General features: G+C 68.7%; 23 protein-coding genes, 1 tRNA gene and 1 pseudogene. 11 read left to right on the top strand and 14 right to left on the bottom strand.

Annotated features, from left to right (window positions below):
• Positions 1-300: 300 nt before the first annotated feature.
• The 4 genes and pseudogenes from B4N89_RS12105 to B4N89_RS48950 form a co-directional block, all read right to left on the bottom strand.
• A complete protein-coding gene (locus tag B4N89_RS12105; protein ID WP_078975867.1) occupies positions 301-483 on the bottom strand; it encodes a DUF397 domain-containing protein in 183 nt (60 codons plus the stop codon).
• Between the two features lie 41 nt (positions 484-524).
• Positions 525-1,220 (bottom strand): annotated as a pseudogene (locus tag B4N89_RS51335) (DUF5753 domain-containing protein); the annotation flags it as partial.
• A gap of 1,454 nt (positions 1,221-2,674) precedes the next feature.
• Positions 2,675-3,244 (bottom strand): hypothetical protein, encoded by a 570-nt coding sequence (locus B4N89_RS12100; RefSeq protein ID WP_143657934.1) that lies wholly within the window; start codon positions 3,242-3,244, stop codon positions 2,675-2,677.
• The gene (locus B4N89_RS48950; protein ID WP_143657933.1) at positions 3,204-3,833 is read right to left on the bottom strand and encodes a hypothetical protein; all 630 of its coding nucleotides are present in this window, start codon (positions 3,831-3,833) and stop codon (positions 3,204-3,206) included. Before B4N89_RS48950 ends, B4N89_RS12100 begins: the two co-directional genes overlap by 41 nt.
• Before the next feature lie 749 nt (positions 3,834-4,582).
• Here B4N89_RS48950 and B4N89_RS12095 point away from each other — a divergent pair.
• Positions 4,583-4,975 carry a hypothetical protein gene (locus B4N89_RS12095; protein WP_078975865.1) on the top strand — a complete coding sequence of 131 codons (393 nt, stop codon included), beginning with the start codon at positions 4,583-4,585 and terminating at the stop codon, positions 4,973-4,975.
• Positions 4,976-5,028: 53 nt separating this feature from the next.
• Positions 5,029-5,343, top strand: coding sequence for a hypothetical protein (locus B4N89_RS12090; protein WP_161500701.1), 315 nt, complete (start codon positions 5,029-5,031; stop codon positions 5,341-5,343).
• A 341-nt stretch (positions 5,344-5,684) separates the two neighbouring features.
• On the opposite strand, the gene B4N89_RS12085 is transcribed toward B4N89_RS12090, so the two are convergent.
• The 5 genes from B4N89_RS12085 to B4N89_RS12065 form a co-directional block, all read right to left on the bottom strand.
• Entirely contained in the window at positions 5,685-6,314 is a 630-nt protein-coding gene (locus B4N89_RS12085; RefSeq protein ID WP_143657932.1) for a hypothetical protein, read from the bottom strand.
• A gap of 173 nt (positions 6,315-6,487) precedes the next feature.
• The gene (locus B4N89_RS12080) at positions 6,488-6,952 is read right to left on the bottom strand and encodes a hypothetical protein (protein ID WP_078975862.1); all 465 of its coding nucleotides are present in this window, start codon (positions 6,950-6,952) and stop codon (positions 6,488-6,490) included.
• Positions 6,949-11,382 (bottom strand): DUF6531 domain-containing protein, encoded by a 4,434-nt coding sequence (locus B4N89_RS12075; protein ID WP_078975861.1) that lies wholly within the window; start codon positions 11,380-11,382, stop codon positions 6,949-6,951. Before B4N89_RS12075 ends, B4N89_RS12080 begins: the two co-directional genes overlap by 4 nt.
• Before the next feature lie 13 nt (positions 11,383-11,395).
• Positions 11,396-11,746, bottom strand: coding sequence for a hypothetical protein (locus B4N89_RS12070; RefSeq protein ID WP_078975860.1), 351 nt, complete (start codon positions 11,744-11,746; stop codon positions 11,396-11,398).
• The gene (locus B4N89_RS12065) at positions 11,739-12,101 is read right to left on the bottom strand and encodes an SseB family protein (protein ID WP_107504164.1); all 363 of its coding nucleotides are present in this window, start codon (positions 12,099-12,101) and stop codon (positions 11,739-11,741) included. Before B4N89_RS12065 ends, B4N89_RS12070 begins: the two co-directional genes overlap by 8 nt.
• Before the next feature lie 162 nt (positions 12,102-12,263).
• On the opposite strand from B4N89_RS12065, the gene eno reads away from it, so the two are divergent.
• The 5 genes from eno to B4N89_RS12040 all read left to right on the top strand — a co-directional run bounded on the left by eno (position 12,264) and on the right by B4N89_RS12040 (position 17,767).
• Positions 12,264-13,544 (top strand): phosphopyruvate hydratase, encoded by a 1,281-nt coding sequence (eno, locus tag B4N89_RS12060; protein ID WP_078979298.1) that lies wholly within the window; start codon positions 12,264-12,266, stop codon positions 13,542-13,544.
• 56 nt (positions 13,545-13,600) lie between these two features.
• The gene (locus B4N89_RS47665) at positions 13,601-14,239 is read left to right on the top strand and encodes an FtsB family cell division protein (protein ID WP_161500700.1); all 639 of its coding nucleotides are present in this window, start codon (positions 13,601-13,603) and stop codon (positions 14,237-14,239) included.
• A 132-nt stretch (positions 14,240-14,371) separates the two neighbouring features.
• Positions 14,372-14,935, top strand: coding sequence for a DUF501 domain-containing protein (locus B4N89_RS12050; RefSeq protein WP_078975859.1), 564 nt, complete (start codon positions 14,372-14,374; stop codon positions 14,933-14,935).
• Positions 14,932-15,879, top strand: a complete 948-nt coding sequence (locus B4N89_RS12045) for a Ppx/GppA phosphatase family protein (protein WP_078975858.1) — start codon at positions 14,932-14,934, stop codon at positions 15,877-15,879. Before B4N89_RS12050 ends, B4N89_RS12045 begins: the two co-directional genes overlap by 4 nt.
• 538 nt (positions 15,880-16,417) lie before the next feature.
• Positions 16,418-17,767, top strand: coding sequence for an NAD(P)/FAD-dependent oxidoreductase (locus B4N89_RS12040; protein ID WP_078975857.1), 1,350 nt, complete (start codon positions 16,418-16,420; stop codon positions 17,765-17,767).
• A 58-nt stretch (positions 17,768-17,825) separates the two neighbouring features.
• On the opposite strand, the gene B4N89_RS12035 is transcribed toward B4N89_RS12040, so the two are convergent.
• A complete protein-coding gene (locus B4N89_RS12035; protein ID WP_078975856.1) occupies positions 17,826-18,602 on the bottom strand; it encodes an ABC transporter ATP-binding protein in 777 nt (258 codons plus the stop codon).
• Positions 18,603-19,053: 451 nt separating this feature from the next.
• Here B4N89_RS12035 and B4N89_RS12030 point away from each other — a divergent pair.
• Together B4N89_RS12030 and B4N89_RS12025 are read left to right on the top strand one after the other, a co-directional pair.
• Positions 19,054-19,138 (top strand) — tRNA-Leu (locus B4N89_RS12030).
• A gap of 319 nt (positions 19,139-19,457) precedes the next feature.
• Positions 19,458-20,312, top strand: a complete 855-nt coding sequence (locus B4N89_RS12025; RefSeq protein WP_078975855.1) for a Bax inhibitor-1/YccA family protein — start codon at positions 19,458-19,460, stop codon at positions 20,310-20,312.
• 178 nt (positions 20,313-20,490) lie between these two features.
• On the opposite strand, the gene B4N89_RS12020 is transcribed toward B4N89_RS12025, so the two are convergent.
• A complete protein-coding gene (locus B4N89_RS12020; protein ID WP_078975854.1) occupies positions 20,491-20,724 on the bottom strand; it encodes a DUF4287 domain-containing protein in 234 nt (77 codons plus the stop codon).
• A 109-nt stretch (positions 20,725-20,833) separates the two neighbouring features.
• Between B4N89_RS12020 and B4N89_RS12015 the strand changes: the two genes are divergently transcribed.
• The gene (locus B4N89_RS12015) at positions 20,834-21,265 is read left to right on the top strand and encodes a hypothetical protein (protein WP_143657931.1); all 432 of its coding nucleotides are present in this window, start codon (positions 20,834-20,836) and stop codon (positions 21,263-21,265) included.
• A gap of 21 nt (positions 21,266-21,286) precedes the next feature.
• Here B4N89_RS12015 and B4N89_RS12010 read toward each other — a convergent pair whose 3' ends face one another.
• The 3 genes from B4N89_RS12010 to B4N89_RS12000 form a co-directional block, all read right to left on the bottom strand.
• Entirely contained in the window at positions 21,287-21,877 is a 591-nt protein-coding gene (locus B4N89_RS12010) for a hypothetical protein (RefSeq protein ID WP_143657930.1), read from the bottom strand.
• A gap of 211 nt (positions 21,878-22,088) precedes the next feature.
• A complete protein-coding gene (locus tag B4N89_RS12005; RefSeq protein WP_078975851.1) occupies positions 22,089-23,309 on the bottom strand; it encodes an acetyl-CoA C-acetyltransferase in 1,221 nt (406 codons plus the stop codon).
• A gap of 157 nt (positions 23,310-23,466) precedes the next feature.
• Positions 23,467-24,588: an SGNH/GDSL hydrolase family protein gene (locus B4N89_RS12000; protein ID WP_078975850.1), complete on the bottom strand. Its 1,122-nt coding sequence runs from the start codon at positions 24,586-24,588 to the stop codon at positions 23,467-23,469.
• A gap of 324 nt (positions 24,589-24,912) precedes the next feature.
• Here B4N89_RS12000 and B4N89_RS11995 point away from each other — a divergent pair, with 324 nt between their 5' ends.
• Positions 24,913-26,289, top strand: coding sequence for a cystathionine beta-synthase (locus tag B4N89_RS11995; protein ID WP_078975849.1), 1,377 nt, complete (start codon positions 24,913-24,915; stop codon positions 26,287-26,289).
• Positions 26,290-26,302 lie beyond the last annotated feature (13 nt).

Genomic DNA, 26,302 nt, shown 5'->3' with positions numbered 1-26,302 from the left:
TCGACCCACGACGGCGCTGTCACAGACCGGTGACATGGTCACGTAGGAGAACCATAAAGAGCCGACACACCCTGTTCGGCGCCGCTCCAACACCACGTTTGCCCTGGTGGGGGCCGTCACGGCGGACCTCGATGGCGGGTGTTACACAGGCCCTACGGTCCCGCGGGATACCGGGCGAGTTCGGGTCCGCCCGTGTAACCGTGTGGATGCGGGGGTTTGGCGGTTGCGCATGGCTAACTCAGTCGGCCATGGGCCGAGTTGCTTCCGGCGGATACGCGGCTCGCGGCGAGAGGTCCCCAATCAGCGCGGACGGACTCCGTAGAGGAGCGCACGCCACGCGGCCGGGGACAGGGTGACTATCGGTCCGTCGGCGACCTTGGAATCTCGGACTCCGATGTGTCCGAAGTGGGCGACGGCGACGCAGTCTTCGTGTCCGCTGTGGCTGCTGACCCTCCACCGAGCCGGCCTGTCCCTGTGGTCCACGCCTTCATCTCCGCTTCCCGGGCCCTCTTCGCGATGAGTTCGATGGACTCGTCCACCGTCAGGGCAGCCGCTTGCAGGTGATCGTAGGCCAGGGAGTAGGTCGCTAGACAGGTTGGACGTGACGTCCAAGAGCGGCCGGTGAGATCTTCCAAATAGACGACACGTTCGCGCCCGAAGTCATACCAGGTGAATGGCCCGGAGTTGAGCCCCGGATGTGCGCCCACATCATCGGGAAGCACCTGGAGACTTACATCGGGTCGCTGCGAAAGGACGACCAGTATGTGGCCGAGTTGATCGGCGAGCGCATGCCATCCACCGACCGGATTGCGCAGCGCCGAATCGTGGACGATGAACCACAAGGAGCGTCCCACAGGCGAGCACTTGCCGACGTACCCGAGTCGTTCCACGCGGCGCTTCGTACGGCGCAACACGTCGTCCTGTGTCAGGGTCGGCGAACTGGCCCTGATCACGGCGAAGGCGTATTCGAAGGTTTGCAACAGCCCAGGCAGCAGGGTGGGTAGATACGACCGCACTGCCACCGCGGACTGCTCTGCCTCCACCAGTCGCGCATAGTGGGCGTTCGCCGCGATCTCGTCGGACTCGGAGCGCCACCAGCCAGGTTGTTCGCCACCTCGGAGTTCATGAAAGGCCCGACCTTCGTCGTAGCCGTCCGGATCCACATCGACCAGGTGCGCCGGGCGGACGAACCCCAGCCGATCCAGCGGCACGCCGAACATACTCTCCAGCACCCGTACGTAATCGGGCGTCGGCCAAGGCGGATTCGCCGACTCCCAGCGTCGAACCTGCCGCGCACTCACGTCCAACCGCAGCCCCAACCCCGCCGCACACTCCCGAAAGGCGGCCGAGAGATGCCGCTGCGCAATCCACCCATGCGCGTATCGGGCGCGAACAAGCGCCGGATTGCCGGGTTTCGCCGTCATGACGTGCCACCCCCGAGGGCTGCATGGACCAATACCGGCCACGCTACCGCCGATATGCCCACGATCACGCCAAAACCCCAATCCGCCCCTCCCCGTCCCCACCACGTCCCCCCGAAGTCCCCACCCGGGCACCTCGACCGCTTTTCCGGCGGGCGCAGCGTCTTGGGTTGCGGGTGGCCGGTGCGAGGCTGATCCGAGTCGGTGATGGGCCGCCGCCGGCGTTCGGGGCTCCAAGACTCCAAACTCCCGACGAGACGGGCGTCTTGCCCGGCGAAAACCGGCCGGCAGCGGCGGGCAGGGAGGGCGGTGCGGTCGGGCCCGCCGGAGAGCCTTCCCGAGTGGGCCGGGCAGGGCATTTTGAAGTGCGGTCAGCGTGCGTGAGGGGCGAGAGTTCACGAAACCGGACGGCGTGGGCTGCCGTGGCCTCGGTGTGAGAGAAAACCGCAGGTCAGCCCAAAATCGGCGCGTTTGAGGCGCCTCGAGATCCGGTTTCCGCCCCCACTGGGCACTTGCGGTCCCCTCCACGGCCTCCGAGCGGCCGCAGTGCCCGAAGCACTCGAAACCGGCCCTCGACGCCCAACTCCCCACCCCGCCCACCCAAAACCACAGGTCACCCAAGTTCGAAGCCCACAACCACCGCCGAGATCCGGTCCCGAATCCCAACCCCTCCCCAAACGCCCCAGCCCACTCGGAAAGCCCCCCGGCGAACTCGACCCCACCACCTCCCACCCCGCCGCTGCCAGCCGGTTTTCGCCGAGCAACACACCTGCTTCGTCGGGAGCCCGGAGTCTTGGAGCCCCGAACGCCGGCGGCGGCCCACCATCGACTCGGACCGGCCCCGCATCAGGCACCCGCGAGACTCACAGAGCAACGCGAGCCGGAAACAGCCGACCCACTCGGAAAGGCCGGCCGGCGAACTCGACCCGACCGCCTCTCCGCCCACCGTCGCCAGCCGGTTTTCGCCGAGCAAGACGCTCGTCCCGTCGGGAGCCCGGAGCCTCGGAGCCCCGAACGCCGGCGGCGGCCCATCACCGACTCGGACCAACCCCGCACCGGCCCCCCGCAACCCGAGACGCAACGGCACCACGCGCCGGAAACGGCCGGCTACGCGGGAAGGCCAGGACAGGCCAGATCAGCCCGGAGGACAACAAACAACCACTGCCGGTCGGCGGCGCGACGAGAGGGCGTTGGGGTCGGCCGCGGAGCGGAACAAATGGCGCCCACGACCCCGGACGCTCATCTCCGCCGAGTCATTGATCAAGGAATCGAAACCCTTCGGAGTCGCTCCCTTCGCGGTAGCCCATTGCTCGGATTCCCCGGTCATCGGGGGAGCGCCGAGCGAAGGCGACGAAAGGATCATCCTCTTCTCGGACTTGCAGATCGCGCGGCGCCCGAAAACACAAGCCCCGATCGTCCAGAATTTCCCACGCCCGGTAGAGGAGACTCAGGGTCGGGAGGGCCTCACGTTCATCGTCGGTCGATTTCATGGCGATCAGTGCCGCGACCAGCCCTCGCCGAAGCATGTCGGAGTCACGTTCCCGAACGGCGATCGACGCCATCCGAGCGGCGTAGGTGTCGAGAGCATCCCACCGCCTGCTCTGCCGTCCGACTTCGATCGCATAGGTCAAATCATCGTGGCCTGCAACAAGATCCACGAAGGCCCCGATCAACCGATCTCTCTTGCTCCCCAGCGGCGTGTCCCCATAGCCACGACTGCCATGTGGTTCCAGGGCAGATATGTGAGCATTCGAGGGATCCATTGTGATCATCCCCGGGTTTTCAGGCATGTGGATGGTTCGGATCGAGGCGGGGACCAACATGCCCCGAACCTAAGAGATATATTGGGGCAGTGATACATGTACCGGAGGTGGATCGGAAAATTGCCATGCCTTCCCGAATCTCGATTTCGTGAAAGGGGTTGGAGTTTTCCAGATACACAACCCACAGCAGTTGCTTGGCGCTGTCGGTTTTGGCGAAGAATCCTTCTGAACCATAAGAACCTTCGCCGCAGCACAGATAGCCTTCCGCTTCGCTGATCTGCTCCACTCTGGTCACATCGATGCTCGTGACCCGATCCGGTGCAGTCCGGAGTAGGGAATCGAGGTCGAAAGCCTGCCCCATCGTGACTCCACTCGGCGAAGACGGGTCTTGAGCCAGATCGTATGATCGACCATTTGCATAGTAAAGGCCGTCATAAATTGGAAGAGACTGTCTTTTCCACAACTCAACGATCGCGCTCATCCCGGAAACCTCTCTGATTAAAAGATCTCGATCGAAAAACGTCGACGGAATGACCTGTGACGCGAAAGTTTTCTTCAGGTCAGTAATATCCGATCCTGTAGTCGAATCTTCGGGTAGAGCCAAACCTTCAGTTCCCCGTTTAGTGAATCCATGAAAAATTGAATCCACATATGGGCTTCCTGTTTGTCGGATTTCAGTGAGATCTGCGTGGCTCCCTCCCGAAACACATCGGCGACGACTCTCCCCTGTTCACGCCAGATCAGACGAACCGAGCGCCCCGGGATATAGAAGGAGAATGCGATACTGGCGCCGGACGATGGCTCCCACATCAATTGCCGAGTGCCGTGGGGCTCCAAGGATTCCAGAGTAACGCCCAGGTGGGTAAGGAAATCATCATCCGATGGGACGATTAGTTCTCTAAACACTTCCTACCTCCTCGGAGATGATGGTCGTCAAACCCTAGCCCCCTCGGTCACTTGTTCGGGTTGTTTCCATGTGAATGGAGCCGCCGGTTCGAAAACTCCCCGCGCGACCTGCTCGGGAAGGCTCTTCGGGAACCCGACCGAACCCCTTGTGCGCTGCTCCGTTGCCGGCCGGTTCTCGCCGAGCAATACGTCCGTATCGTCGCGGACTTCGAGTCTCGCAGCCCTGAAACGCCGGGTGCCGCCCGCCTCTCGGGCCGGATCAACGCCGCACCGGCACCCCGCAACCGAAGCGCCGATGTCAAGAGGCCCCCGCCCACCGCCGGCGCCACCGCCACCGTGAGCGATTCGCCTCCGGGACCTGGTGATTTACGCGCCGGATACTGTCGCAGCATGTCTGGCGAACTCATAGGGACTGATGTGTCGCACGGGCCGACGATGGCGGTGGATGCGGATCCCGGTCGGTTTCGTGCGGTTCCGTCGCGGGGGCGCAATATGCGTACCGCAGGCGACGTGGTCATGTTTGCCGCCTTCGTCGCGCGAAACCCCGAATCCGAGGCACTCGAAACGCTCATGGAGTGGACCGATCTCCCGGAAGAGGAGATCGTCGAGCGCATCGCCCAATCCGAGCCGTACATCATGGTGCTTGTCGCCGCAGGGCTCGACGACACCCAGCCGGGAGTCGACGTCTCGCATCTGAATCCGAGGTGGCTTGGCGAGCCCGGCACCCGTAGTTGGTTGGCGAAGATCGGCTTCGTCCCCGACCGCGACGCCGTCCGGGTGTACGTGGTGCCCGCTCCATACGAGCCCCCGGCCGGACGCGAGTCGCACACCGAGTTCTGCTTCGCCGTAGAGGACCGATGGCGATGCACGTCGCGGCCTCGCTGATCGACGCGGGCCTCTTGCCGCGTGGGCGGGTTCCGGTTGGACAAGGGCCCACGGTGACCGGCGACGACGAAGTGTGCGAGGCGCTTACGGAGGTGGTTCGAGAGCTGGCCGACAGCCACCACTGGTATGCCGGTGACGCGTTCCGCTGGGTGGTGTCGACGCTGCTCGACGCCGTGGCCGGAATGCCGCGGGAACACGCCGCCCGCTTCCTTCGCCGCGCAAGCGCCAATCAGTGGGCCTCGGCAATCGCCGACGGGTGGGAGGACCGCGATCGGCTCGCGGAGGTGATCGAGCGAGCCGAGTTCGCTCCCGAGGCGGCAGCCGAGCCCGTCGATCCGCAACTGGTCCGCGAGGTGATCGGCGACTGAGGACGGCGCTGGTGTGCCTGGTCGCGTGGGTGGTGGAGGCGGACGTCCTCACGGCAACCCTCTTGCGGGCACGGCCCATTGCACACGATCCGGCGGCGCCCCCTCATCCGAAGCCGACGCGATCGAACTCGCCGCCGTCGACGTCCGGATCGCCCGCCTGCCGGAGCCGGCCCCCGACGACCCCGAGGCGATTCCGATGTGGGCGCTGATCTGCACGCCCCGTGCAGGAGTTTCGTGGCAGGAGGCCCTGCGGGACGTACGCCGTATGGCCTGGCGCCTACAGGAGGCAGGCGCGACTCGGATGAGCATCGAGTTCGGCGACCCGACGGCCGAACCCGACCTCACGCCCTCCGCAACATATGGAACGTGCGTCGATCCCGTCGGAGAATCCTGAGTGGTCCGCCGGCATCGGCCACGGTCACCCGCGAGTACTGCAATCCCGCAGCGTGCAGCCGGTAGACGATCGCCCGCAAATCCTCGGACAGGTCCGCCCAGGATGTGCCGTGCTTCGGCCGGCACGTCATCGACACATATCCCCGGTCGGACTCGGTGTCGTGCAACTCATCGATGATGGAGATCACCACACGCTCGTTCTCGATCCGCGCGGCACGCCCACCCGTGCTCTGCCGCGATCCGGCCACGATGGACGCGAAGTCGTCGAGCTCGCCGTCCCACGTCACGAACATCTCGACAGGCGCGAGATCGTCCCCCAGCGCCAAGCCCCCGAACTCCGGATCCCCGGCCTCGGGCATCGGCCGAGGCCGCGACCGGCTGTGATCGTCAGCCGACCGTTGCAGCCACGGATCCGACTCCAGGTAGATCTCGCCGGCCCAGTGTTCCTCGGAGTACTCGAACAGGAACCGGCGGTCGCCCTCCTCCGTGAAATCCCAACGGTAGGGCCGCATGTGCCGATCCACTCGGAGAAACGCCTCCTCCTCCGAAACCGCGAACGCCCGCACCATCTCGTCCACGATCCCACCCGAAAACGCGTACACCTCCGCAGTCCCCCGGACCGCGAACTCCCACCGCACAGCCCCACCCCACCATCGTCGTCGACCACCCCGAAACCCTGGCGACCCGAGGCCGCCGCGCATTTCAGGGTGCCTACAGCCGCCGGCTCCACAAAAAATGCCGGTTCGTTGTCTTATGGGTTGTGAGGCTCCCACGATGCGGTCAGGTCGGCGCACGCGATCAGGATGGTTGCGCCGGTGAGGGCGATCTCGTGCCGGCACCCCGCATCGGCGGGCAGGATTTCATCGAGCAGCAGGGAATCTTTGACGCCGCCGCCCGCGGCTTGACTTTCCCAATCCACAGACAGGCTTTCGACGCCGTCATATCGGATACGAAGCGCTTCCTCGTGCTTCCATGGATTGGGCGAGAAAAGGATCTCGAGACCCTGTCGACTGTCCGATGGGGTTACAAGGGTTTCGAACCCCAAATCCTTCACGCATCTGGGGCTGCTGAAATCGTAGTGCCCCGGATCGGTGGCGAATCCTCGGGCTCCCTGGGGAAGTTGCGAACTCATTTTCGGCAATTCACCAAGATATGACCGAGGGTCCAGCCAAAATCCTCGAATGTCGTCCCGCCATTCGATCTCGATGAATTTCATTTACATCCTCCGCCCGTCAGCCTCGGGCGATGCCAATTATCGCCCGAGATGTCTTCGGTTCCGCGTGGACCCAATCTATTGGTCCTGCGGAGCATTTCGATAGCCATCCCCCTCAATGAATTTTCGATCGCGGCGGGGACTTCGATGTCCGTTCCGTGGCCATGCTTGGCGAACCACCCAGTGCTGCCGTAGACACCGTAGTCGACGCCGCCCTTGTAGACATGGATTTCGAAGTCGGTCCCCAACCCCATGGGAAATACATCAATTCTTGCCGTGAATCCCGGACCGAGACTTATGGGATCCTTGGCGCCCTGGGGGGCCAGTCCGAGCGGATCGGACCACGCGACAGGGTTTATAACGTAGGCGTGATGGTTGGGTGACGCTTCGATACCCAAAGGGTCGGGGCTGCAAAATTGAGCAAGGATTGGATCATATTGTCGAAAAACACTATGGAATATTTGAGACTCCGAATCGCGGTACTGTCCCGGAAAACCGAGTGGGCAGTCCAAGTCTCCGGGAGTGGCCGCAATCCTCGCACCCCACAGCGTATGCCGGGAATGCCAGGCAACTGCCCCTTCGGTGTCGATGAGTTCGACGGGAGTTCCGTCGAGGGCACACACGATTGCGAGGCAGCACACGTTTTTTCCTTCCTCTCCTACAGAAGTGTCGACCTGCAGGAGTGGACGGTGATTATCCCCGGATTCGTACTCCCAGGTGGTCGTTGCGTCCTCCGGCGTATCCTGCTCTGCCAAGAATGAGTTGTCCCAGGAAAAGAGCACTTCAGTCGCAACGGTGCCGCTGGGCGTCAATTGTTGCTTGGCTATCCGGCGGGCCAGCGCATCATAGATGTATTGCCAGGTGATGCCGTCCGGCGTGACGACGCTCGTCAGTCGATCCTCCGGACCCCAGGCGTAGATCCAGGACTTGGATTTTCCGGACAGGGTCTTTTGTGTCCGTTGGATTATGCGCCCTTGTTCGTCATATTTATAGCGGATACGGCCGGCGCGACGGATCAGGGTTCCGACGACTTCCCGCCCGCCTCCGGCGCTTTCGGATTCGGGCCAGTCGGCATGAAGTTGATTTCCGGCCCGGTCGTACGCATAGCGTTCCGTCCAACCATGCGCGCGAACGGCGGTGACGCGGCCCACCTCGTTCAGGTCATACGTCTTGAGGCCGATGTTCGGTTCGTCGATCGACGTGACGAAGCCGTCGGCCCGGAAGGTGTAATTCTGACGAGAACGTTCGATGACGCCGAGGTCCGGGTCCAAGGAAGCAGCGATCCTGCCGGCCGGATCTCCGACGCAGGTTGTCCGGGAGATGAGGTGATGAGTCTCGTTCCACTCTTGAGCGAAGGTTACCCGGTCTCCGAAACGACGGATTGTTTCGCGCCCGGCGGGATCGAAGGTAAATTCGAGCCTATTTCCAGCAATATGTAAGGCCGTCGGGCGGCCCGAAGGATCGTAGGTCCATTCGGTGACGTGGCCGGCGGGGGTTGTCCGGCGAATACGGTTTCCCGCCGCATCGTACGCGTTGGACAACGTACGGCCGTTGGTAGTCTCGGCCGTGATACGACCAAGGGCGTCATACGTGAGGATCAGATCCGCTTCCGGAGCGATAGCCCGGATCAGGCGGCCGGCGGCGTCGAAGTGGTAAATCGTTTCATACTGGGTTGCGTCGTGGCGCTGCGAAGTGACCCAGCCGGTGGCGTCGCGGGTGTACGCGATGATCTCTCCCGCGCCGTTCCTGTGTCGGATCAACCGGCCGGCTGCATCGTAATGGTAGGTCAATTCTCGACCGTTGAAGTCCGTCTCGGCGGCGAGGCGGCCTACCGAGTCGTAGGCGTAGCGCCAGGTGCGACCCTGTGGGTTGGTGACTTCGGTGAGGCGGAGTTCGGCGTCGTAGGTGAATTCCAACCTTGCGCCGTCGGGTCCGGTTCGGGCCGCCGGCAAGTCGAAGTGCGTCGACTCGTAGGACGTGGTGAAGCCTGCTGGGTTGACGTGGTGTCGGAGGTTGCCCTCGCCGTCCCAGGTCCAAAATTCGATCGTGCCGTCTGGGCGTTCGCGCCGTGCTGGTTGGCCTTCCACCGTCCAGGTTGTTTTGGTGGTGTGGCCCATGGGGTCGGTCAGCGTGGTGGGGCGGCCGAAGGCGTTGCGGGTGAGCTTCGTGGTGGCGCCGAGTGGGTCGGTTACCGCGATCGGGAGGCCGGCCGGGTTGGGGGTGACCGTTGTGGTGTGGCCCAAAGCGTTGGTGATGGTTGTGAGGTGGCCGGCCTCGTTGTAGGTGTGGGATGTGATGGCGCCGAGTTCGTCGGTGGTGGTGAGGAGGTTGGCGCGGGTGTCGTAGGTGTGGCTGCGGACTCCGCCGTCCAAGCCGGTGATTCTGGTCGGGCGGCACAGGGTGGGGTCGTGGTCGGCGACTGTGAAGGTGCCGTTGGGGAGGATTACGCCGGTGGTGTTGCCGGCCGCGTCGTAGGTGTACCTCGTGGTGTGGCCGAGTTCGTCGGTGATTGCGACTCGGCGGTTGTAGGAGTCCCATTCGGTGTGGCGGGTGCCGCCTGCCGGGTCGGTTTCGCGGATGACCTGGGACCAGTCGTTGTATTCGTAGGTTCGGACGGCGCCCAACGCGTCGGTCATCCTGGTGGTCCGGGATGCCTCGTCGTAGGCGAAGGTGTTGTCCAGGATGCCGTCGATGCCGGAGCCGCGTACGCAGCGGCCCGCCTCGTCGTACTCGTACTGGTACCAGGTGCCGTTGCGGTCGGTCCAGGACGTCATGCGGTGGTCGGTGTCGTAGGTGAAGCGCAGGGGGCGGCCGGAGGAGTTGACGACTTCGGTGAGGTTGCCGGCGTCGTCGTGGGTGAAGGTGACGAGGTCGACGGAGGCCGCCGGGTCGTACGTGCTCGCGTGGGTGACGGGGTCCGTGTCGAGGAGGCGCAGGCCCGTGACCAGGCTCGCCGCCGAGTCGACCGCCACCCGGTAGCCGCCCGAGTGGGTGACCTCGCGCGGCACGCCCTCCGCGTCGTAGGCGTACTCGACGCGGTTGGCGTTGCGATCCGTCAGCGCTCGCACCGGTATTCGCCGCGAGGCCGCACCCGGCAGGGCCGCGAAGGACCACGTCCACCCCCGCCGCGGGTCGGTGACCGTGAAGCTCCCGGCGCCGTCCCACGCCAGGGGCCACCGATATCCGCCCATCGGCAGCACCGGCTCGCCCGGCCTCGGCACCGGGTAGCGCAGCGTCATCCCGTCGGCGGCCGTGAACGTGACCCGGTCCGCGCCCAGACGCAGGCACTGGTCGAACGTCGACGCCCACCGCTCGCCGAAGAACCGGCCCCCGCCGAACGCCGTCCGGTGGTGCCGCTCCAGCACCAACGGCAGCGCGCCCGGCAGCGTCACGTCGGTCTGCGGCAGCACCATCTCGCCGGTGACCACGTCGATCGGCTCGCCCTCGCGTGTGCACGCCTCCGCGGCCCGGCAGCGCGGGTTGTCCCGCTTGGCGATGTTCTTCTCGACCTGCTCGGCGGGCGTCAGCGCCTTGTTGCCGCCGCGCGTCGCCAGCGTCAGGGCCAGGTCGGGCGCCACGTGGCCGAGCCAGCGGGCCGGGTTCTTCTTGAAGTCCTCCCACGAGGAGACGACCGTGTCCTGGGCGAACCCCACCGGGTCCCGGGCGATGCCGAGCATGCCGCCCGCGATGCCCTTGAGATCGGTGGCGTACGCGATCGGGTCGACGAAGGTCCGAGCCGGGTCGATCGTCCACGCGAAGCTCGCGAGCTCGAAGACTCCACTGCCGGCGCCCTTGGCGAAATCGATCCCGGCCTGGCGGAGCGTCTTCCATATGTCCGGGTCGAGGTCGAGAACGCCACGGGACTTGCGCAGTTCCAACAGCGCGTGCGCGTCGGCCCTTTCCACCCGCTCGCGCACCCGCTTCAACTGCTCCTGCGCCTCGCGCAACATGTCCGCGCCCGGGTGGCCCTCGGGCTTGTGCGGCAACGAGGGCAGGCACTCCTTGCCGACGCCGTTGGCCTTCTGCACATCCTGATCGCGCTTGGCCAGGTCGTACGACTCCTGCTCGCGCGCCTGCGCCTCGATCAGCCAGAACGCCTGCTTCGCCTTCGGGATGATCTCGTTCGCGCACTCGCCCTGGGCGAACCGCAACACCTCGGCGAACTCGCGCAACTTCGCGGCGACGCTCGGGTATTCCTTGCCGTGCAGGCCCAGGATCTCGGTGACGATCCCGAGGTCCTTGCGAAAACCCTCCGCCGCGTCGCCCTGCCAGAGGTCCTTGCCCTCGATCTTGCCGAGCCGTCCCTTGGCCTCCAACGCCTGCACCGAGAACCGGGTCAGCATGTCGGCGACCGCCTGCAACACCTCCCAGTCGCCCGGTATCAGGCCGCGAGGCTGCGAGTCGGGGGTGAGTGGTTCGCCGGATGTCAACACCGGGCGGCCTCCGTCAGTTCGTGGTGCCCATGTCGTCGCCCGCGTGGATCGAGGCCGCACCGCCGGGCGTGAAGAACCGGGCCCTGGCGTCGCGTTCGGCCGCTTCGTACTGCTGCGCGGCCATCTCCAGCGCGATCGCGATGTTCTCGCCGAGGTTGACCAGCGCGGCCATCGCCTTGCCGGCTTCGAGCACGATCTCGCCGGCCTGGAGCGGTGACGAGTAGTACTTCTGCAGCGCTTCCAGCTGCTTCTGCAACGGCTGTTGCTTCTGGGCGATTTCCCGCGCCACCGTCAGCGCTTCGATCAGCTCCGTACCGGCCCCGCGCACGAAGGCGCTGTCGACCCTGAACCCGTCGTCACCCATCCGCCGCCTCCGCGTTCCACAGACTCGCCCGCAGCCGCACCGGTCGCGGGCCGGCCAGGTCGACGGCGATGTCGTAGCCGGGCGGCAACAGCCGCAGCAGGTCGGCGCCTTCGGTGGCGAACCAGTCGCACCCGCCCCGGACGAACAGCGCCAACTGCTCCTCCGACGTGAACACCGGGACCACCCCGCCACCCGGCGGGCCGATCGCCGCGAAGCCGACCCGCTCGGGTCGTTCGCAGTACAGCCGGGCCGCGAGCAGCGCGCTCAGCAGCGCCGGCGGGTCGCCCTCGCCCGCGAGCAGCCGGCCGATCTCCCGCACGAGCGGCGATATGTCCCCCGGATCCGGTTCGGTCATGTGTACGCCCCGTCCCTCGACCGAGCGTCACCCTAGCCAATCCGTTCGCGTTCGTGTCACCGAATAGTCGCCCACAGCTACCCGTTCCCGAGCAAAGCGCGACCCGGGCTGCTACTAGGCTGGCCGAGCAGACCAGCGTGCCCCTTGATCAAGGAGAAACTCGTGCCGTCCATCGACGTCATCCACGCCCGGGAGATCCTGGACTCCCGAGGGAACCCCACGGTGGAGGTCGAGGTCGTCCTCGACGACGGCAGCTCGGGCCGTGCCGCCGTGCCGTCCGGCGCTTCCACCGGTGCCTTCGAGGCCGTCGAGCTGCGGGACGGCGACGAGTCCCGCTACGGCGGCAAGGGTGTACAAAAGGCCGTCGACGCGGTCAACGACCGCATCTACGACGAGATCGTCGGCACCGAGGCCGACGACCAGCGGCTGATCGACCAGGCGATGATCGACCTGGACGGCACCGAGAACAAGGGCGAACTGGGCGCCAACGCCATCCTCGGCGTCTCGCTCGCCGTGGCGCACGCCGCCGCCGAATCGGTGAACCTGCCGCTGTTCCGCTACCTCGGCGGCCCGAACGCGCACGTGCTTCCCGTGCCGATGATGAACATCCTCAACGGTGGTGCGCACGCGGACACCAACGTCGACATCCAGGAGTTCATGATCGCGCCGATCGGCGCGGAGACCTTCGCCGAGGCGGTGCGCTGGGGCGCGGAGGTGTACCACTGCCTCAAGTCCGTGCTGAAGGCGCGCGGCCTGGCCACCAGCATCGGCGACGAGGGCGGCTTCGCGCCGAACCTGGAGAACAACCGCGCCGCGCTGGACCTGATCGTCGAGGCGATCGAGAAGGCCGGCTACACCCCGGGCACCGACATCGCGCTCGCCATGGACGCGGCGGCCAGCGAGTTCTACACCGACGGCGCGTACGTCTTCGAGGGCGCCAAGAAGACCTCCGCCGAGATGTCGGCCTACTACGCCGAGCTGGTCGACGCGTACCCGCTGGTCTCGATCGAGGACCCGCTGGACGAGAGCGACTGGGACGGCTGGGTCGCGCTCACCGCGCAGGTCGGCGACAAGGTCCAGCTCGTCGGCGACGACCTGTTCGTCACCAACCCGGAGCGCCTGGCGCGCGGCATCGCCGAGAAGGCGGGCAACGCCCTCCTGGTGAAGGTCAACCAGATCGGCACGCTCACCGAGGCCTTCGACGCCGTGTCGCTCGCCCACCGCAACGGCTACCGGTGCATGATGAGTCACCGGTCCGGCGAGACCGAGGACACCACGATCGCGGACCTCGCCGTGGCCACGGACTGCGGCCAGATCAAGACGGGCGCCCCGGCGCGCTCCGACCGGGTCGCCAAGTACAACCAGCTGCTGCGCATCGAGGAGATCCTCGACGACGCGGCGGAGTACGCCGGCCGCGCCGCGTTCCCGCGCTTCCAGGGCTGACACCCGGTCGGGCGGGGGACCGCCGGCGCCGGATCGACACAACGGCGGGAGGACGCGTGAGCGAGCAGGGCGAGGGCGGTCGCAGGACGGCCGGGCCGACTCGGGCCGCCCGCGCGTCCCGAGCCGTCGCACCGCCGCGTCAGGCCCGCGGTACGCGCCCGGCATCGGCCCCGTCGAGGTCGGCCGGGCCGAAGCCCGCCAAGCCGAAGACCGCGGCCGGGTCCTTCAAGGACTCGGCCGCGGCGGCGAGCCTGGGTCGGCTGCGCCGGCGCGGCGGCGGCAAGTGGATCGTGCTGACCCTGGTGGTGCTGAGCCTGGCGATCGCCCTCGTCTATCCGCTGCGGCAATACCTGGCGCAGCGCTCCGACGTGGCCGACCTGCGCGAGAGCACCCGCAAGCAGCAGTCCGAGACCGAGCGCATGCGGTCCGATCTGGAGCGCTGGAACGACCCGGCGTACGTCCGGCAACAGGCGCGCGAGCGCCTGCACTTCGTCTACCCGGGCGACACCGCCTACCTGGTGGTGCCGCCGGGCGGCATTACGGGCGACCCGGCGCCGCCCACCCCGGCCCAGGCCAGCTCGCCGCCGTGGTACCGCAACCTGTGGGACTCCACCCGCGACGCGGACAAGGCCGGTACCCCGACCCCGAGCACGCCCCCGACGCCCACGAGGACACCCGCCACGTCGATCGGCTAGGCCGGTCCGGGTCTCGGCGACCCCCGGGTCGCGCGCCGTGCGACCGCGACCGGCCGCCGCGCGCGGCTCCGGGGCGGCACCCCGGTCGAACGTCGGTCCGAACCATTCAGCGAAACAGGACATACTCCCTCCATGGATCAGCAGGACATCGACGCCGTCAAGGCGCAGCTCGGCCGTACCCCGCGTGGTCTGCGCGGCGTCGCCCACCGGTGCCCGTGTGGGCTGCCGGACGTCGTGGAGACCGCCCCGCGCCTGGAGGACGGCTCGCCGTTCCCGACGCTGTACTACCTGACCTGCCCTCGGGCGGCGTCCGCGATCGGGACGCTGGAGGCGAACAACGTCATGCGCGAGATGAACGCGCGCCTGGCGGAGGACGAGGACCTGGCCGCCCGGTACGCCGCCGCGCACGAGGACTACATCGCGCGCCGGGACACGATCGAGGTGCTGGAGGGCTTCCCGTCGGCGGGCGGCATGCCGGACCGGGTCAAATGCCTGCACGTCCTGGTCGGCCACGCGCTCGCCGCCGGACGCGGCGTCAACCCGCTCGGCGACGAGGCGCTGGACGCGCTGCCCGACTGGTGGGCCAAGGGCCCGTGCGTGTGCGTGGACGCCCCCGCCGACGCCCCCGCCGACGCAACCCCTCCCGCCGCCGCTCCGCCCGCCGACGTCGCCGCCCCGGAGGACGAGACCCGATGACCCGACGCGTGGCCGCGATCGACTGCGGCACCAACTCCATCCGCCTGCTCGTCGCCGACCTGGACCCGGCCGCCGGCACCCTGGTCGACCTGGACCGCCGAATGCGGATCGTCCGACTCGGCCAGGGCGTGGACCGGACCGGCCGGCTGGCCCCGGAGGCCCTGGAGCGCACCTTCGCGGCGTGCGTCGACTACGCCGAGGTGATCCGCGAACTGGGCGCCGAGCGGGTGCGTTTCGTGGCCACCAGCGCCAGCCGGGACGCGGAGAACCGGGACGAGTTCCGCGACGGCGTCCGCAAGATCCTGGGCGTCGAGCCGGAGGTGATCTCGGGCGACGAGGAGGCCGCGCTGTCCTTCGTGGGGGCGACCCGCGAACTGGCCGGGACCGGCGCCGTCGAGACGCCCTACCTCGTGGTCGACCTCGGCGGCGGCTCCACCGAATTCGTCCTCGGCACCGACCGGCCCGAGGCGGCCCGGTCGGTGGACATCGGCTGTGTCCGGATGACCGAGCGCCACCTGCGCGACGACCCGCCGACGCCGGCCCAGATCGCCGCCGCGATCACCGACATCGAGGCCGCCCTGGACCAGGTCGCGGCCGTGGTCCCCCTGGCGCGCGCCCGCACCCTGGTCGGCCTGGCCGGCTCGGTGACCACGGTCGCGGGCATCGCGCTCGACCTGCCCGAATACGACTCGACCGCGATCCACCACGCCCGGCCGACCCTGGACCAGGTCCGCACCGTCACCGCCCGCCTCCTGGCGAGCACCCACGCCGAACGCGCGACCATCCCCGTCCTGCACCCGGGCCGCGTCGACGTCATCGCCGCCGGCGCCCTGGTCCTGCGCACGATCATGGAACGCACCGGCCTGACCGAGGTCGTGGTCAGCGAACACGACATCCTGGACGGCATCGCCTGGTCCGAGGCGGAGGCCCCGGCCGGCGAGTAGCCCCCGCCCCGCTTCCGCCCCCACGCTCGCGGGCGCGCCCCCCGACCCCCGTGGCGCGCCCGCGAGTTGGCCCCTGCGTCGACAACGAGCCGGCAGCAAACCGAACAGCCAACCGGACAGCGAGGAACAGCGAGGAACAGCGACCGAACAAGCGCCGTCGGGGAACCAACGACCCCTGTCCAACGTTCGGACACGGACGAAAGTTTGTGAATCCCTTCACATGGTCGACGGGGCAAAAGTTGGCCATGTGGGGCCGTTTTCCTCTGGTCGGCCCGGTTCGAGACGCCCCCGCCTTCGAAAACTCCGGTCGCCGACGAGCCGAGGTGGAGATCACATTGCGCCGTCCCCGCCCCCCTCGGGCAGGATCGACGCAGGTCACCGGGACCGAGTCGCCGGGTGTCGGGGTCGGATGGATCCGCCCCGACCGCCCACCGTGCACAAATGCACAAGCAAAAGGACGAAGGGTACCAGACGGCCCCTTCGGTACTGCGCGCGGCCTCGAAGCACCGGCGTCTTCGATCGGTGGATACTTCCAAACATGAGCAACACGGATCGCCCTCGCATCCTCATCGTCGGCGGCGGCTACGTTGGTCTGTACGCCGCGCAGCGCATCCTCAAGAAGATGCGCTTCGGCGAAGCGACCGTCACGGTCGTCGACCCGCGGTCGTACATGACCTACCAGCCCTTCCTCCCGGAAGCGGCCGCCGGCAGCATCTCACCGCGCCACGTCGTGGTGCCGCTGCGCCGTGTCCTGCCCAACGCCGAGATCGTCAACGGCCGGGTCACCTCCGTCGACCACGACCGCAAGGTGGCGCTCGTCGAGCCGCTGGCCGGCGAGTCCTACGAACTCGGCTTCGACTACATCGTCATCGCGCTCGGCTCCATATCGCGGACCTTCCCCATTCCCGGCCTCGCCGAGAACGGCATCGGTCTCAAGACCATCGAAGAAGCCATCGCACTGCGCAACCACGTGCTCGGGCAGCTCGACCTGGCCGACTCCACCACCGACGAGGACATCCGCCGCAAGGCGCTGACGTTCTGCTTCGTCGGCGGCGGCTTCGCCGGTATCGAGGCGCTGGCCGAGGTCGAGGACATGGCCCGCGACGCGGTGCGCTACTACAAGAACCTCAAGCGCGAGGACATGCGCTTCGTGATGGTGGAGGCGGCCAACCGCATCCTCCCCGAGGTCGGTCCCGAGCTCGGCGCGTGGACGCTGGAGCGGCTGAAGAGCCGCGACATCGAGTTCCACCTGGAGACCTCGCTCAAGTCGTGCGTCGACAAGCACTGCGTGCTCTCGAACGACGTCGAGTTCGACGCCTCGACGATCCTGTGGACCGCGGGCGTCAAGCCCAACCCGGTGCTGTCGGAGTACGGTCTGCCGCTCGGCCCGCGCGGTCACGTCGACACCCGCACCACCCTCCAGGTGGTCGGCATGGACAACGTGTTCGCCGCCGGCGACAACGCCCAGGTGCCGGACCTGGCCGTGGGCGAGGGCGCCTGGTGCCCGCCGAACGCGCAGCACGCGCTGCGGCAGGCCCGGGTCCTGGGCGACAACGTCGTCTCGGTCATGCGCGGCTTCCCGCCGCAGGAGTACAAGCACAAGAACCTCGGCGCGGTGGCCGGCCTCGGTCTGCACAAGGGCGTCGCGGTGATGTTCGGCCGGTTCAAGCTCAAGGGCCTGCCGGCCTGGCTGTTCCACCGCACCTACCACGGTGCGATGGTGCCGACGTTCAACCGCAAGTTCCGGGTCTTCGCCGACTGGACGCTGTCGGCGTTCTTCCGGCGCGAGATCGTCTCGCTCGGCGCGATGGAACACCCGCGCGACGAGTTCGCCGAGGCGGCGCTGCCCGCGCCCCGGCCGGCCGCGGAGCCCGTGGCCAAGTCGTAGGTCGTTCGCGACACGGAGCCCGGTACGCCCTGTGCGTACCGGGCTCCGTCGCGTTCGCTCAGCTCGTGCGCTGGGCCTCGAAGCGCTTCATGCGTTCCAGGACCAGGTCGGAGGTCGGCGCGGCCATCTCGTCGACGATCCGGCCGTCGGCCAGGAACACCACGCGGTCCGCGTAGGAGGCCGCGTTCGGGTCGTGGGTGACCATCACGATGGTCTGGCCCAGGTCGTAGACGCTGCTGCGGAGGAAGCCCAGGACCTCGGCGCCGGAGCGCGAGTCGAGGTTGCCGGTCGGTTCGTCGGCGAAGATGATCTCCGGTTTGCTCGCCAGCGCGCGGGCGCACGCGACGCGCTGCTGCTGGCCGCCGGACAACTCGCTCGGCCGGTGCCTGAGCCGGTCGCGCAGCCCGACGGTCTCGATCACATGGTCGAGCCAGGCCTTGTCGGGCTTGACCCCCGCGATGTCCATCGGGAGCGTGACGTTCTCCAGCGCGGTGAGCGTGGGCAGCAGGTTGAACGACTGGAAGACGAAACCGACCTTCTCCCGGCGGAGCAGGGTGAGCTGTTTGTCGTTCAACGTGGACAACTCCGCGTCGCCGAGTCGCACCGAGCCGAACGTGATCGAGTCGAGCCCCGCCATGCAGTGCATCAGCGTGGACTTGCCCGACCCGGAGGGCCCCATGATCGCGGTGTACTCCGCGCGCCGGAAGCCGACCGAGACGCCGTCGAGCGCGATCACCCGCGTCTCGCCCTCGCCGTAGACCTTGGTCAGGTCGGTGGCGACGGCGGCGAGCGCGCCGTGCGTCCCGACTCCCGCGATGGGTTCGGTGGCGGTCACAGGAGACCTCTTTCCTCGGGGCTGCGCAGGGCGACGGAATGGTTCCGATTCGTGCTGCCTACCCACGCTTCCCCAAGATTGCGCATGATCCGGGACGCCTGATCACACTTACTCACGCTTCGCCGGTTTCGCTCACGCATGGTCCAAATCGATCGCGCCAAGCGGTGCCGGCGGCGGACTCGCGCCCCTCCGGCGACCGGTCGTCGGCCGCCAGTCGGCCGTCCCGAAGTGGGACTCCCGACTCGACCGGGGCGCCGCGCAAGCGCGGCCGAATGCGGTATATCCCCTGCTCAGGCGCCTCAAAGCACCCATTCGGCATCATCCGTGCGGCATCGGGACGGGTTGCCCTTCGTCGCTCTCCGCTATCGAACGGGTCGCCGAGAGTCGTTTGCGGCGTCACGAAATTCAGGGGGTCAACCCGGTGCGCCGGGGCCGCTACGCTCAGCATCGCCCCCGGATGGTGGAACGCAGACACGAGGAGCTTAAACCTCCTTGACCGCAAGGTCGTGCGGGTTCGAGTCCCGCTCCGGGGACCAGATGATCATGGCTCTGAGCTGCAAGAACGCCGTATCGTTGCGAACTCGCGACGGCGGGCCCCGGTGGTCTGGACCACCAACCGGATGATTTCCCGGGCCCGCGGGCCACCTCGACTCGCGAACAGCGCCGGGTGCTCCCGCGTTCACAGCGATCGGCTTCGCGATGGATTCCATCCGACTTTTTATGACCGGACAGTGACCACGGGCACAAATCGCGTGTCCGGGGACGTTGAAGGGGAAGGATGGAGCCCCCGAGAGCTTTACTCGGGGATTACTCTCTTAAGCCACGACCCCCACCCGGGGGCATGGAGGAGATGACATGAGGAGCAGCAACCCGGTGCTCACGCGGCGGGGGGCGTTCGAGACCGGCCGGCAGCAGCAGGCCGGCTACGGAGCGCCGCAGCCCGGGCCGCAGGGCGCCCCGTTCGGCGGGCCGCAGCAGCCGCCGATGCAACCGATGACCCCCGAGCAGCTTCAGGAGATGTACCGGGCGCAGTCCGCCGGTCCGCTCCAGACCGGCCGGATGACGATCGACGACGTGGTCGCGCGTACCGCGATGACGTTGTTGACGGTCGTCGTCACCGGTGCGCTGTCGTGGGCCTTCCTGCCGTTCGAGAACTTCGGCTGGGCGGTCGGCGCCGCGCTCGCGGCGTTCGTCGTCGCGATGGTCCTGACCTTCAAGCGGGAGATCAGCCCGGCCCTGGTGCTGACCTACGCCGCGCTCGAAGGTGTGTTCCTGGGCGCGATCAGCCACGCGTTCGAGCAGCGGTACAGCGGCATCGTGGTTCAGGCCGTCCTCGGCACGGCCGCCGTGTTCGTCGGCATGCTGGTCGCGTACAAGTCCGGCTGGATCAAGGTGACCAGCCGCTACGCGCGCATCGGTCTCGCGATCGCGATCGGCTTCGTCACGCTCATGCTCGTCAACGGACTGGCGATGCTGATCGCCGGCGGCGACGGCCTCGGCCTGCGCAGCGGTCCGCTGGGCATCGTGATGGGCATCCTCGGCATCCTCATCGGCGCGTTCTTCCTGTCCCTCGACTTCAACGAGATCGAGCAACTGGCCGCCCAGGGCGTTCCGGAGAAGGAGGCGTGGCGGTCGGCGTTCGGCCTGACCGTGACCCTCGTGTGGATCTACCTGGAGGTCCTGCGCCTGCTGTCGATCCTTCGGGACTGACGCGGGTGGCGGGCCCCGTGCCCGACAACGCCGAAGCGGCGGTGCCCCCACTCGGGGGCACCGCCGCTTTCGCGTTCGCGGGATCGGCGGAGGGGTGCGGGGGCGTCGTGTGTGTGCGATCAGCGTGATGGCGGTCTTCGACGGGGGGCCGGCAGCGGATCGGCCGAGGGTCGGCGGATCAGCTGACTCCGCCCGGCGCGTGCCGGCGGCGCTCGTGCTCGCGGACGATGGCGAGGGCGTGGCCGTGTCCGAGGTTGTGCTCGCCCTGGAGCCAGGAGACCCGGTCCTCGAACCGGGAGAAGGCCGGACCGGCCTCGATCTCCCGGAACCATTCGGGGAGTTCGCGGCCGGTGCAGGCGGGCACCCGGGCCACGAGGTTGCGGTGGGTCTCTTCGGAGAAGTGCAAGGACATAAGCGCCTCCGGTGAGCGTTCCGTTACCCGAGCGTGCATGACGGGCGAACGGTTGGCAAGCGGTCGAAGCCGGCCCACACGCGGTGCGCGCGCTGGGTACGCTCCGGTTATGTCGTCCCGCATCCCCATCCCGCCGGTCGGGAAACCGTCCGTTTCCCTCATGGTCGACCTGGCCCCGTTCGTCAAGGAGTCCGGCGCGGTCGCCGACCGGCTCCGCCACCTGTCCGAGGCCCGGCTCAAGGCCCCGCTGACCGCCCGTCAGGAGGGCGCGCCGAGCCGGGCGGGCGCGGCGCTCGCGCTGGCCCAGTGCCTGGCCGATCTGGCCGCCGCGGTGGAGGGCGAACCCCGGCGCGAGGTGCCGGATCTGGGGGTGTTCGTGGTCGGCGACCAGATCGCGGTGACGTCGGGTGATCTGGCCGCGGCGCTGGAGCCGTTGGCCGAGGAGCACCCGCTGGGCCTGGACGACGGCGAGCCGGCGACGGCGGGCGATGTGGTGCGCCGCGCCCGGGAGATGGTGCGGGAGTTGGCCGCGGCGATCTGACGCGCCCGGCCGCGGCGCCGGCTACGCGGGAGGGCGGACGTACAGGCGGTCGGCGAGGGCGTAGGTGGTGTCCTCGTCCACGCCGAAGGTCAGCGTCCAGCCGCCGCCGATCTGCGAGGTGCCGAGCAGCCGGACCGGGCGGCCCAGGGACAGCGCGATCTCGATCAGCGTGGTGGCCTCCGGGTCGCCGGGCATCACCACCAGCGAGCTGCCGTCGGCGAAGTCGAGCACGTCCAGGCCGCCGGCGCCGGTGGGCGATCCGGTGCGCACGTGTGTGACCGGGGTGCCGCCGGCGACCAGGCCGGTGAGGTAGCCGGCGGTCAGGTGGGTGGGCAGCAGCGGGGTCAGGTTCTCCGAGGGGTGCGGGCGGCGGGCGCCGTCCTCGTCCGGCTCGGGGCGGTCGTCCGGGCGGTCGTCGCGCGCGTGCCCCGGCACGGTCAGCGCCGGCCGCTCCGGCTCGCGGCTGCGGAAGAGGTGGTCGACGAACGCCCGGTCCCGGACGTCGGCGCCGGCCCGGGCTCGGCGGCGTCGGGCCAACCGTCGCACGACGGTGGTCACCGCGACGGCGCATGCCGCGGTGAGCAGGACGGGGACGATGTAGACGTTCGGCATGATCCGCAACCCTCGGCCGACCCGGAGAACCCTTCCCTTCCAGGGTCGCGCCGCCGACGCCTTGCCGCCAGGGCGCGACGTCCCGGCGGGACGGGAGCTCGGACCCACGCGGCGGGGCCGGCTCGGCGGGCGCGTCGCCCCCGCGCGGCCGGCCCGGGTGTCCCGGACCGGCCGCGCGGCTCGTCGGCTCGACCGACGCGGTTCGTGCGGGTCAGCTCATGCGCTCCAGCACCATGGCCATACCCATGCCGCCGCCGACGCACATGGTCTCCAGGCCCCACTGCTTGTCGTGCCACCGCAGCGAGTTGATCAGCGTGCTGGTGATCCGCGCGCCGGTCATGCCGAACGGGTGGCCGATCGCGATCGCGCCGCCGTTGACGTTCACCTTGTCCAGGTCGAAGCCGAGGTCCCGGTAGGACGGGATGACCTGCGCGGCGAACGCCTCGTTGATCTCGACCAGGTCGATGTCGGCCGTGGTCAGGCCGGCGCGGGCCATCGCGATCCGCGAGGCCTCGACCGGGCCGTAGCCCATGATCTCGGGCGACAGGCCGGACACGGCGGTGGAGACGATCCGGGCGAGCGGGGTCAGGCCCAGTTCGCGGGCCTTGGTGTCCGACATCACGATCACGGCGGCGGCGCCGTCGTTGAGCGGGCACGCGTTGCCGGCGGTGATCGTGCCGTCGGGGCGGAAGACCGGCTTGAGGCCGGAGACGCCTTCGAGCGTGGTGCCCGCGCGCGGGCCGTCGTCCTTGCTCACCACGGTGCCGTCGGCCAGGGTGACCGGGGTGATGTCCTCGGCCCAGAAGCCGTCGGCGATCGCCTTCTCGGTGCGGTTCTGCGAGCGCACCGCGAACTCGTCCTGCTCCGCGCGCGAGACGCCCTTGTGCTGGGCCAGGTTCTCCGCGGTGAAGCCCATCCCGATGTAGACGTCGGGGAGCAGGCCGGCCTCGCGCGGGTCGGACCAGGTCGAGCCCTCTTCGACCGCGGCGGCGGTGCGGGCCGCGGCGTCGGCGAACAGCGGGTTCTTGGTGTCCGGGATCGAGTCGCTGCTGCCCTTGCCCCGGGTGCTGGTGACCATCTCGACGCCGGCGGAGATGTACGCGTCGCCCTCGCCCGCCCGGATCGCGTGCATCGCCATCCGGGTGGTCTGCAGCGAGGAGGAGCAGTAGCGGGTGATCGTGGTCCCGGGCAGGTGGTCGTAGCCGAGCAGGACCGCGACGTTGCGGCCCATGTTGAAGCCCTGCTCGCCGCCCGGCAGGCCGCAGCCCAGCATCAGGTCGTCGATGTCCTTCGGGTCCAGCGCCGGGACCTTGTCCAGGGCGGCGCGGACCATCAGGGCGGTCAGGTCGTCCGCCCGCAGGTCCTTCAGCGAACCCTTGAAGGCGCGGCCGATCGGGGAACGGGCGGTGGCGACGATGACTGCTTCGGGCATCGGGACTCCTATGTGGTCTTCGCGGCCGTCGGTACGAGGACCCCGCGAGGACTCTCGTCGGTACGGATGCGCAACTGACGCTTGAAGTTACTGCCTGGTAGCCGAAAACGGGAGGGGCGGATCGTGCGACCTGTCCCACGCCCGAACTGACGGCCAGTCAGATTTCTTCCGCCACATTACCCCGGACGTCCTCGAATGGGCCCGACAGACCCGAACCGCCGTCCGCCCCGGGCTTCCCGCCGTCCGTCCCGGGCCCCTCGGCGGCCTCGGAAGGGCCCTCCGGGTCCATCGTGGCGGGGGTCGGGATCTGCTGCCGCCGACGGTGGCGAAGCAGCGCCCAGCGCCCGCGCGGGCCGCGTTCGCGACCGCCCACGTCGGTGCCGGCCACCTCGGTGCCGCCCTCGGCCGCGGCCTCGATCGCGGCCTGCGCGATGGGCAGCACACCCTCGCCGCGGAAGCTGTCCGGGCGCACCTCGTCCAGCGGCCACAGGTCGAGCGCGGCGCACAACGACGGCAGCGAGGCCATCGCGGCGGTGGCGTAGCCCTCGATCGAGGGGTGGAAGCGGTCCGGGCCGAACATCGCCTTGGGGCGGGCCAGGAACTCCGGCCCGAGCAGCGCGCCGAGCGAGACGGTACGCCCGCCCGCCTCGACCACCGCGATGGTCTGCGCGGCGGCCAGATTGCGGCTCCACTGCCGGGCCAGGTAGCGCAGCGGCTGCGCGATGGGCTCGATCGTGCCCAGGTCGGGGCAGGTGGCCACGACCACCTCGACCCCGGAGGCGATCAGTCGACGGGTGGCCTGTTCGAGGTGGCGCACCGACTCGGCGGGGCGCATCCGGTGGGTGACGTCGTTGGCGCCGATCATGATCATCGCCACGTCGAGTTCGTGCCGCAGGGCGAGCGTGACCTGGCGCTCCAGGTCCGAGGACTGGGCGCCGGACAGTGCGACGTTGACCAGCCGCACCGGCTGTTCGGCGACCGCGGCCAGGCCGGAGGCGAGCAGCGCGCCGGGAGTCTGCATCGGGTCCTCGACGCCGAGGCCGGCGGCGGTGGAGTCGCCGATCACGGCGAAGACGATCGGCTCGTCGGACTGGTCCCCGTACTCGCCGTACACACCGTCCGCGGTCGGCGGTTCGCCGTCGGGCTCGCCCACCGTGCGGCGGGCCATCTTGGCCTCCGTGTACAACACCGCGAACATCGCCCCGGTCAGCACGCCCACACCGCCGCCGCCGAACGCCGCGGCGGCGGCGACCCGGCGGGCCATCCGGGTACGCATCATCGCCGTGCTCCGCGGCCTGCCGTCGTGTCCAAGGCCTCGGTCTCCTCCCCGTCACGGACTCCACGCCGACCCTAACCGACCGTCAGGTTCGTCGGCGGGTACCGGACGGCGCGCCGGCGCGGGCGCGTTGGATCGGGTCCGCGCGGACGCCCGACGCCGAACGGCACGGGTGCCCGTGCGGCTGCCCGCCGCGGAGCGCGCGAGGGTCGACGCCGCCATCCGCCCTGGAGCCGGAAAGGGGCCACTAGGCTGGGAGAAGTTCGCGCAATGTGAGGATTTCGGGCCATCCGGCCCCGGCTGATGCGCACTCATGGCGGAGGTTCCGTGCGGTACCACGAATCCATGCTCGACCTGATCGGGGACACCCCCCTCGTCAAGCTCAACTCCGTCACCGCGGGGTTGTCGGCGACGGTGCTGGCGAAGGTCGAATACTTCAACCCCGGCGGTTCGGTGAAGGACCGCATCGCCGTGCGGATGATCGACGCGGCCGAGCAGTCGGGCGCGCTGCGTCCCGGCGGCGTGATCGTCGAGCCCACCTCCGGCAACACCGGCGTCGGGCTCGCCATGGTCGCGCAGCGGCGCGGATACAAGTGTGTGTTCGTCTGCCCGGACAAGGTCAGCATGGACAAGATCAACGTGATGCGGGCGTACGGGGCCGAGGTGGTGGTCTGCCCGACCGCCGTCGACCCCGAGCACCCCGACTCGTACTACAACGTCTCGGACCGGCTGGTGCGCGAGACGCCCGGCGCGTGGAAGCCGGACCAGTACTCCAACCCGGAGAACCCGCAGTCGCACTACCTCTCCACCGGCCCCGAGTTGTGGGAGCAGACCGACGGCCGAATCACCTGCTTCGTGGCGGGCGTCGGCACCGGCGGCACCATCTCCGGGACGGGACGGTTCCTCAAGGAGGTCTCCAACGGCGGCGTGCGGGTGGTCGGCGCCGACCCCGAGGGCTCGGTGTACTCCGGCGGCAGCGGCCGGCCGTACCTGGTCGAGGGTGTGGGGGAGGACTTCTGGCCGACCGCGTACGACAACGCGGTGCCGGACGAGATCATCGCGGTGTCCGACCGGGACTCGTTCCTGATGACCCGTCGGCTCGCCCGCGAGGAGGGCCTGCTCGTCGGCGGCTCGTGCGGGATGGCCGTGGTCGCGGCGCTGCGCGCGGCCGAGCGGCTGGGTCCCGACGACGTGGTCGTGGTGCTGCTGCCGGACTCCGGGCGCGGCTACCTGAGCAAGATCTTCAACGACGAGTGGATGGCCGACTACGGCTTCCTGGACGCGGACCAGGGCGAGGCCACCGTGGCCGACATCCTCGCCCGCAAGCAGGCCGACCTGCCGGCGCTGGTGCACGTGCACCCGGAGGAAACGGTCGGCGACTCCATCGCGATCCTGCGCGAGTTCGGGGTCAGCCAGATGCCGGTGGTCAAGCCCGGAGCCGGGCACCCCGACGTGATGGCCGCCGAGGTGGTCGGCTCGATCGCCGAGCGCGACCTGCTGGACGCGCTGGTGGCCGGCCGGGCGTCGGCGGGCGACCCGCTGGAGAAGTTCATGTCGCCGCCGATGCCGGTGATCGGCTCCGGCGAGCCGATCGCACGGCTGGCGCGGGTGCTGGAGCAGGCCGACGCGGCGCTGGTGCTCGTGCACGGCAAGCCGCAGGGCGTGGTCACCCGGCAGGACCTGCTCGGCCACCTGGCGGGCTGAGTCGCCCGCGTTT

The organism is Embleya scabrispora (genome assembly GCF_002024165.1).
Lineage (GTDB): Bacteria > Actinomycetota > Actinomycetes > Streptomycetales > Streptomycetaceae > Embleya > Embleya scabrispora_A.
Note: the sequence above shows the minus strand (reverse complement) of the source record. Positions and strands in the feature narration are given on the sequence as shown.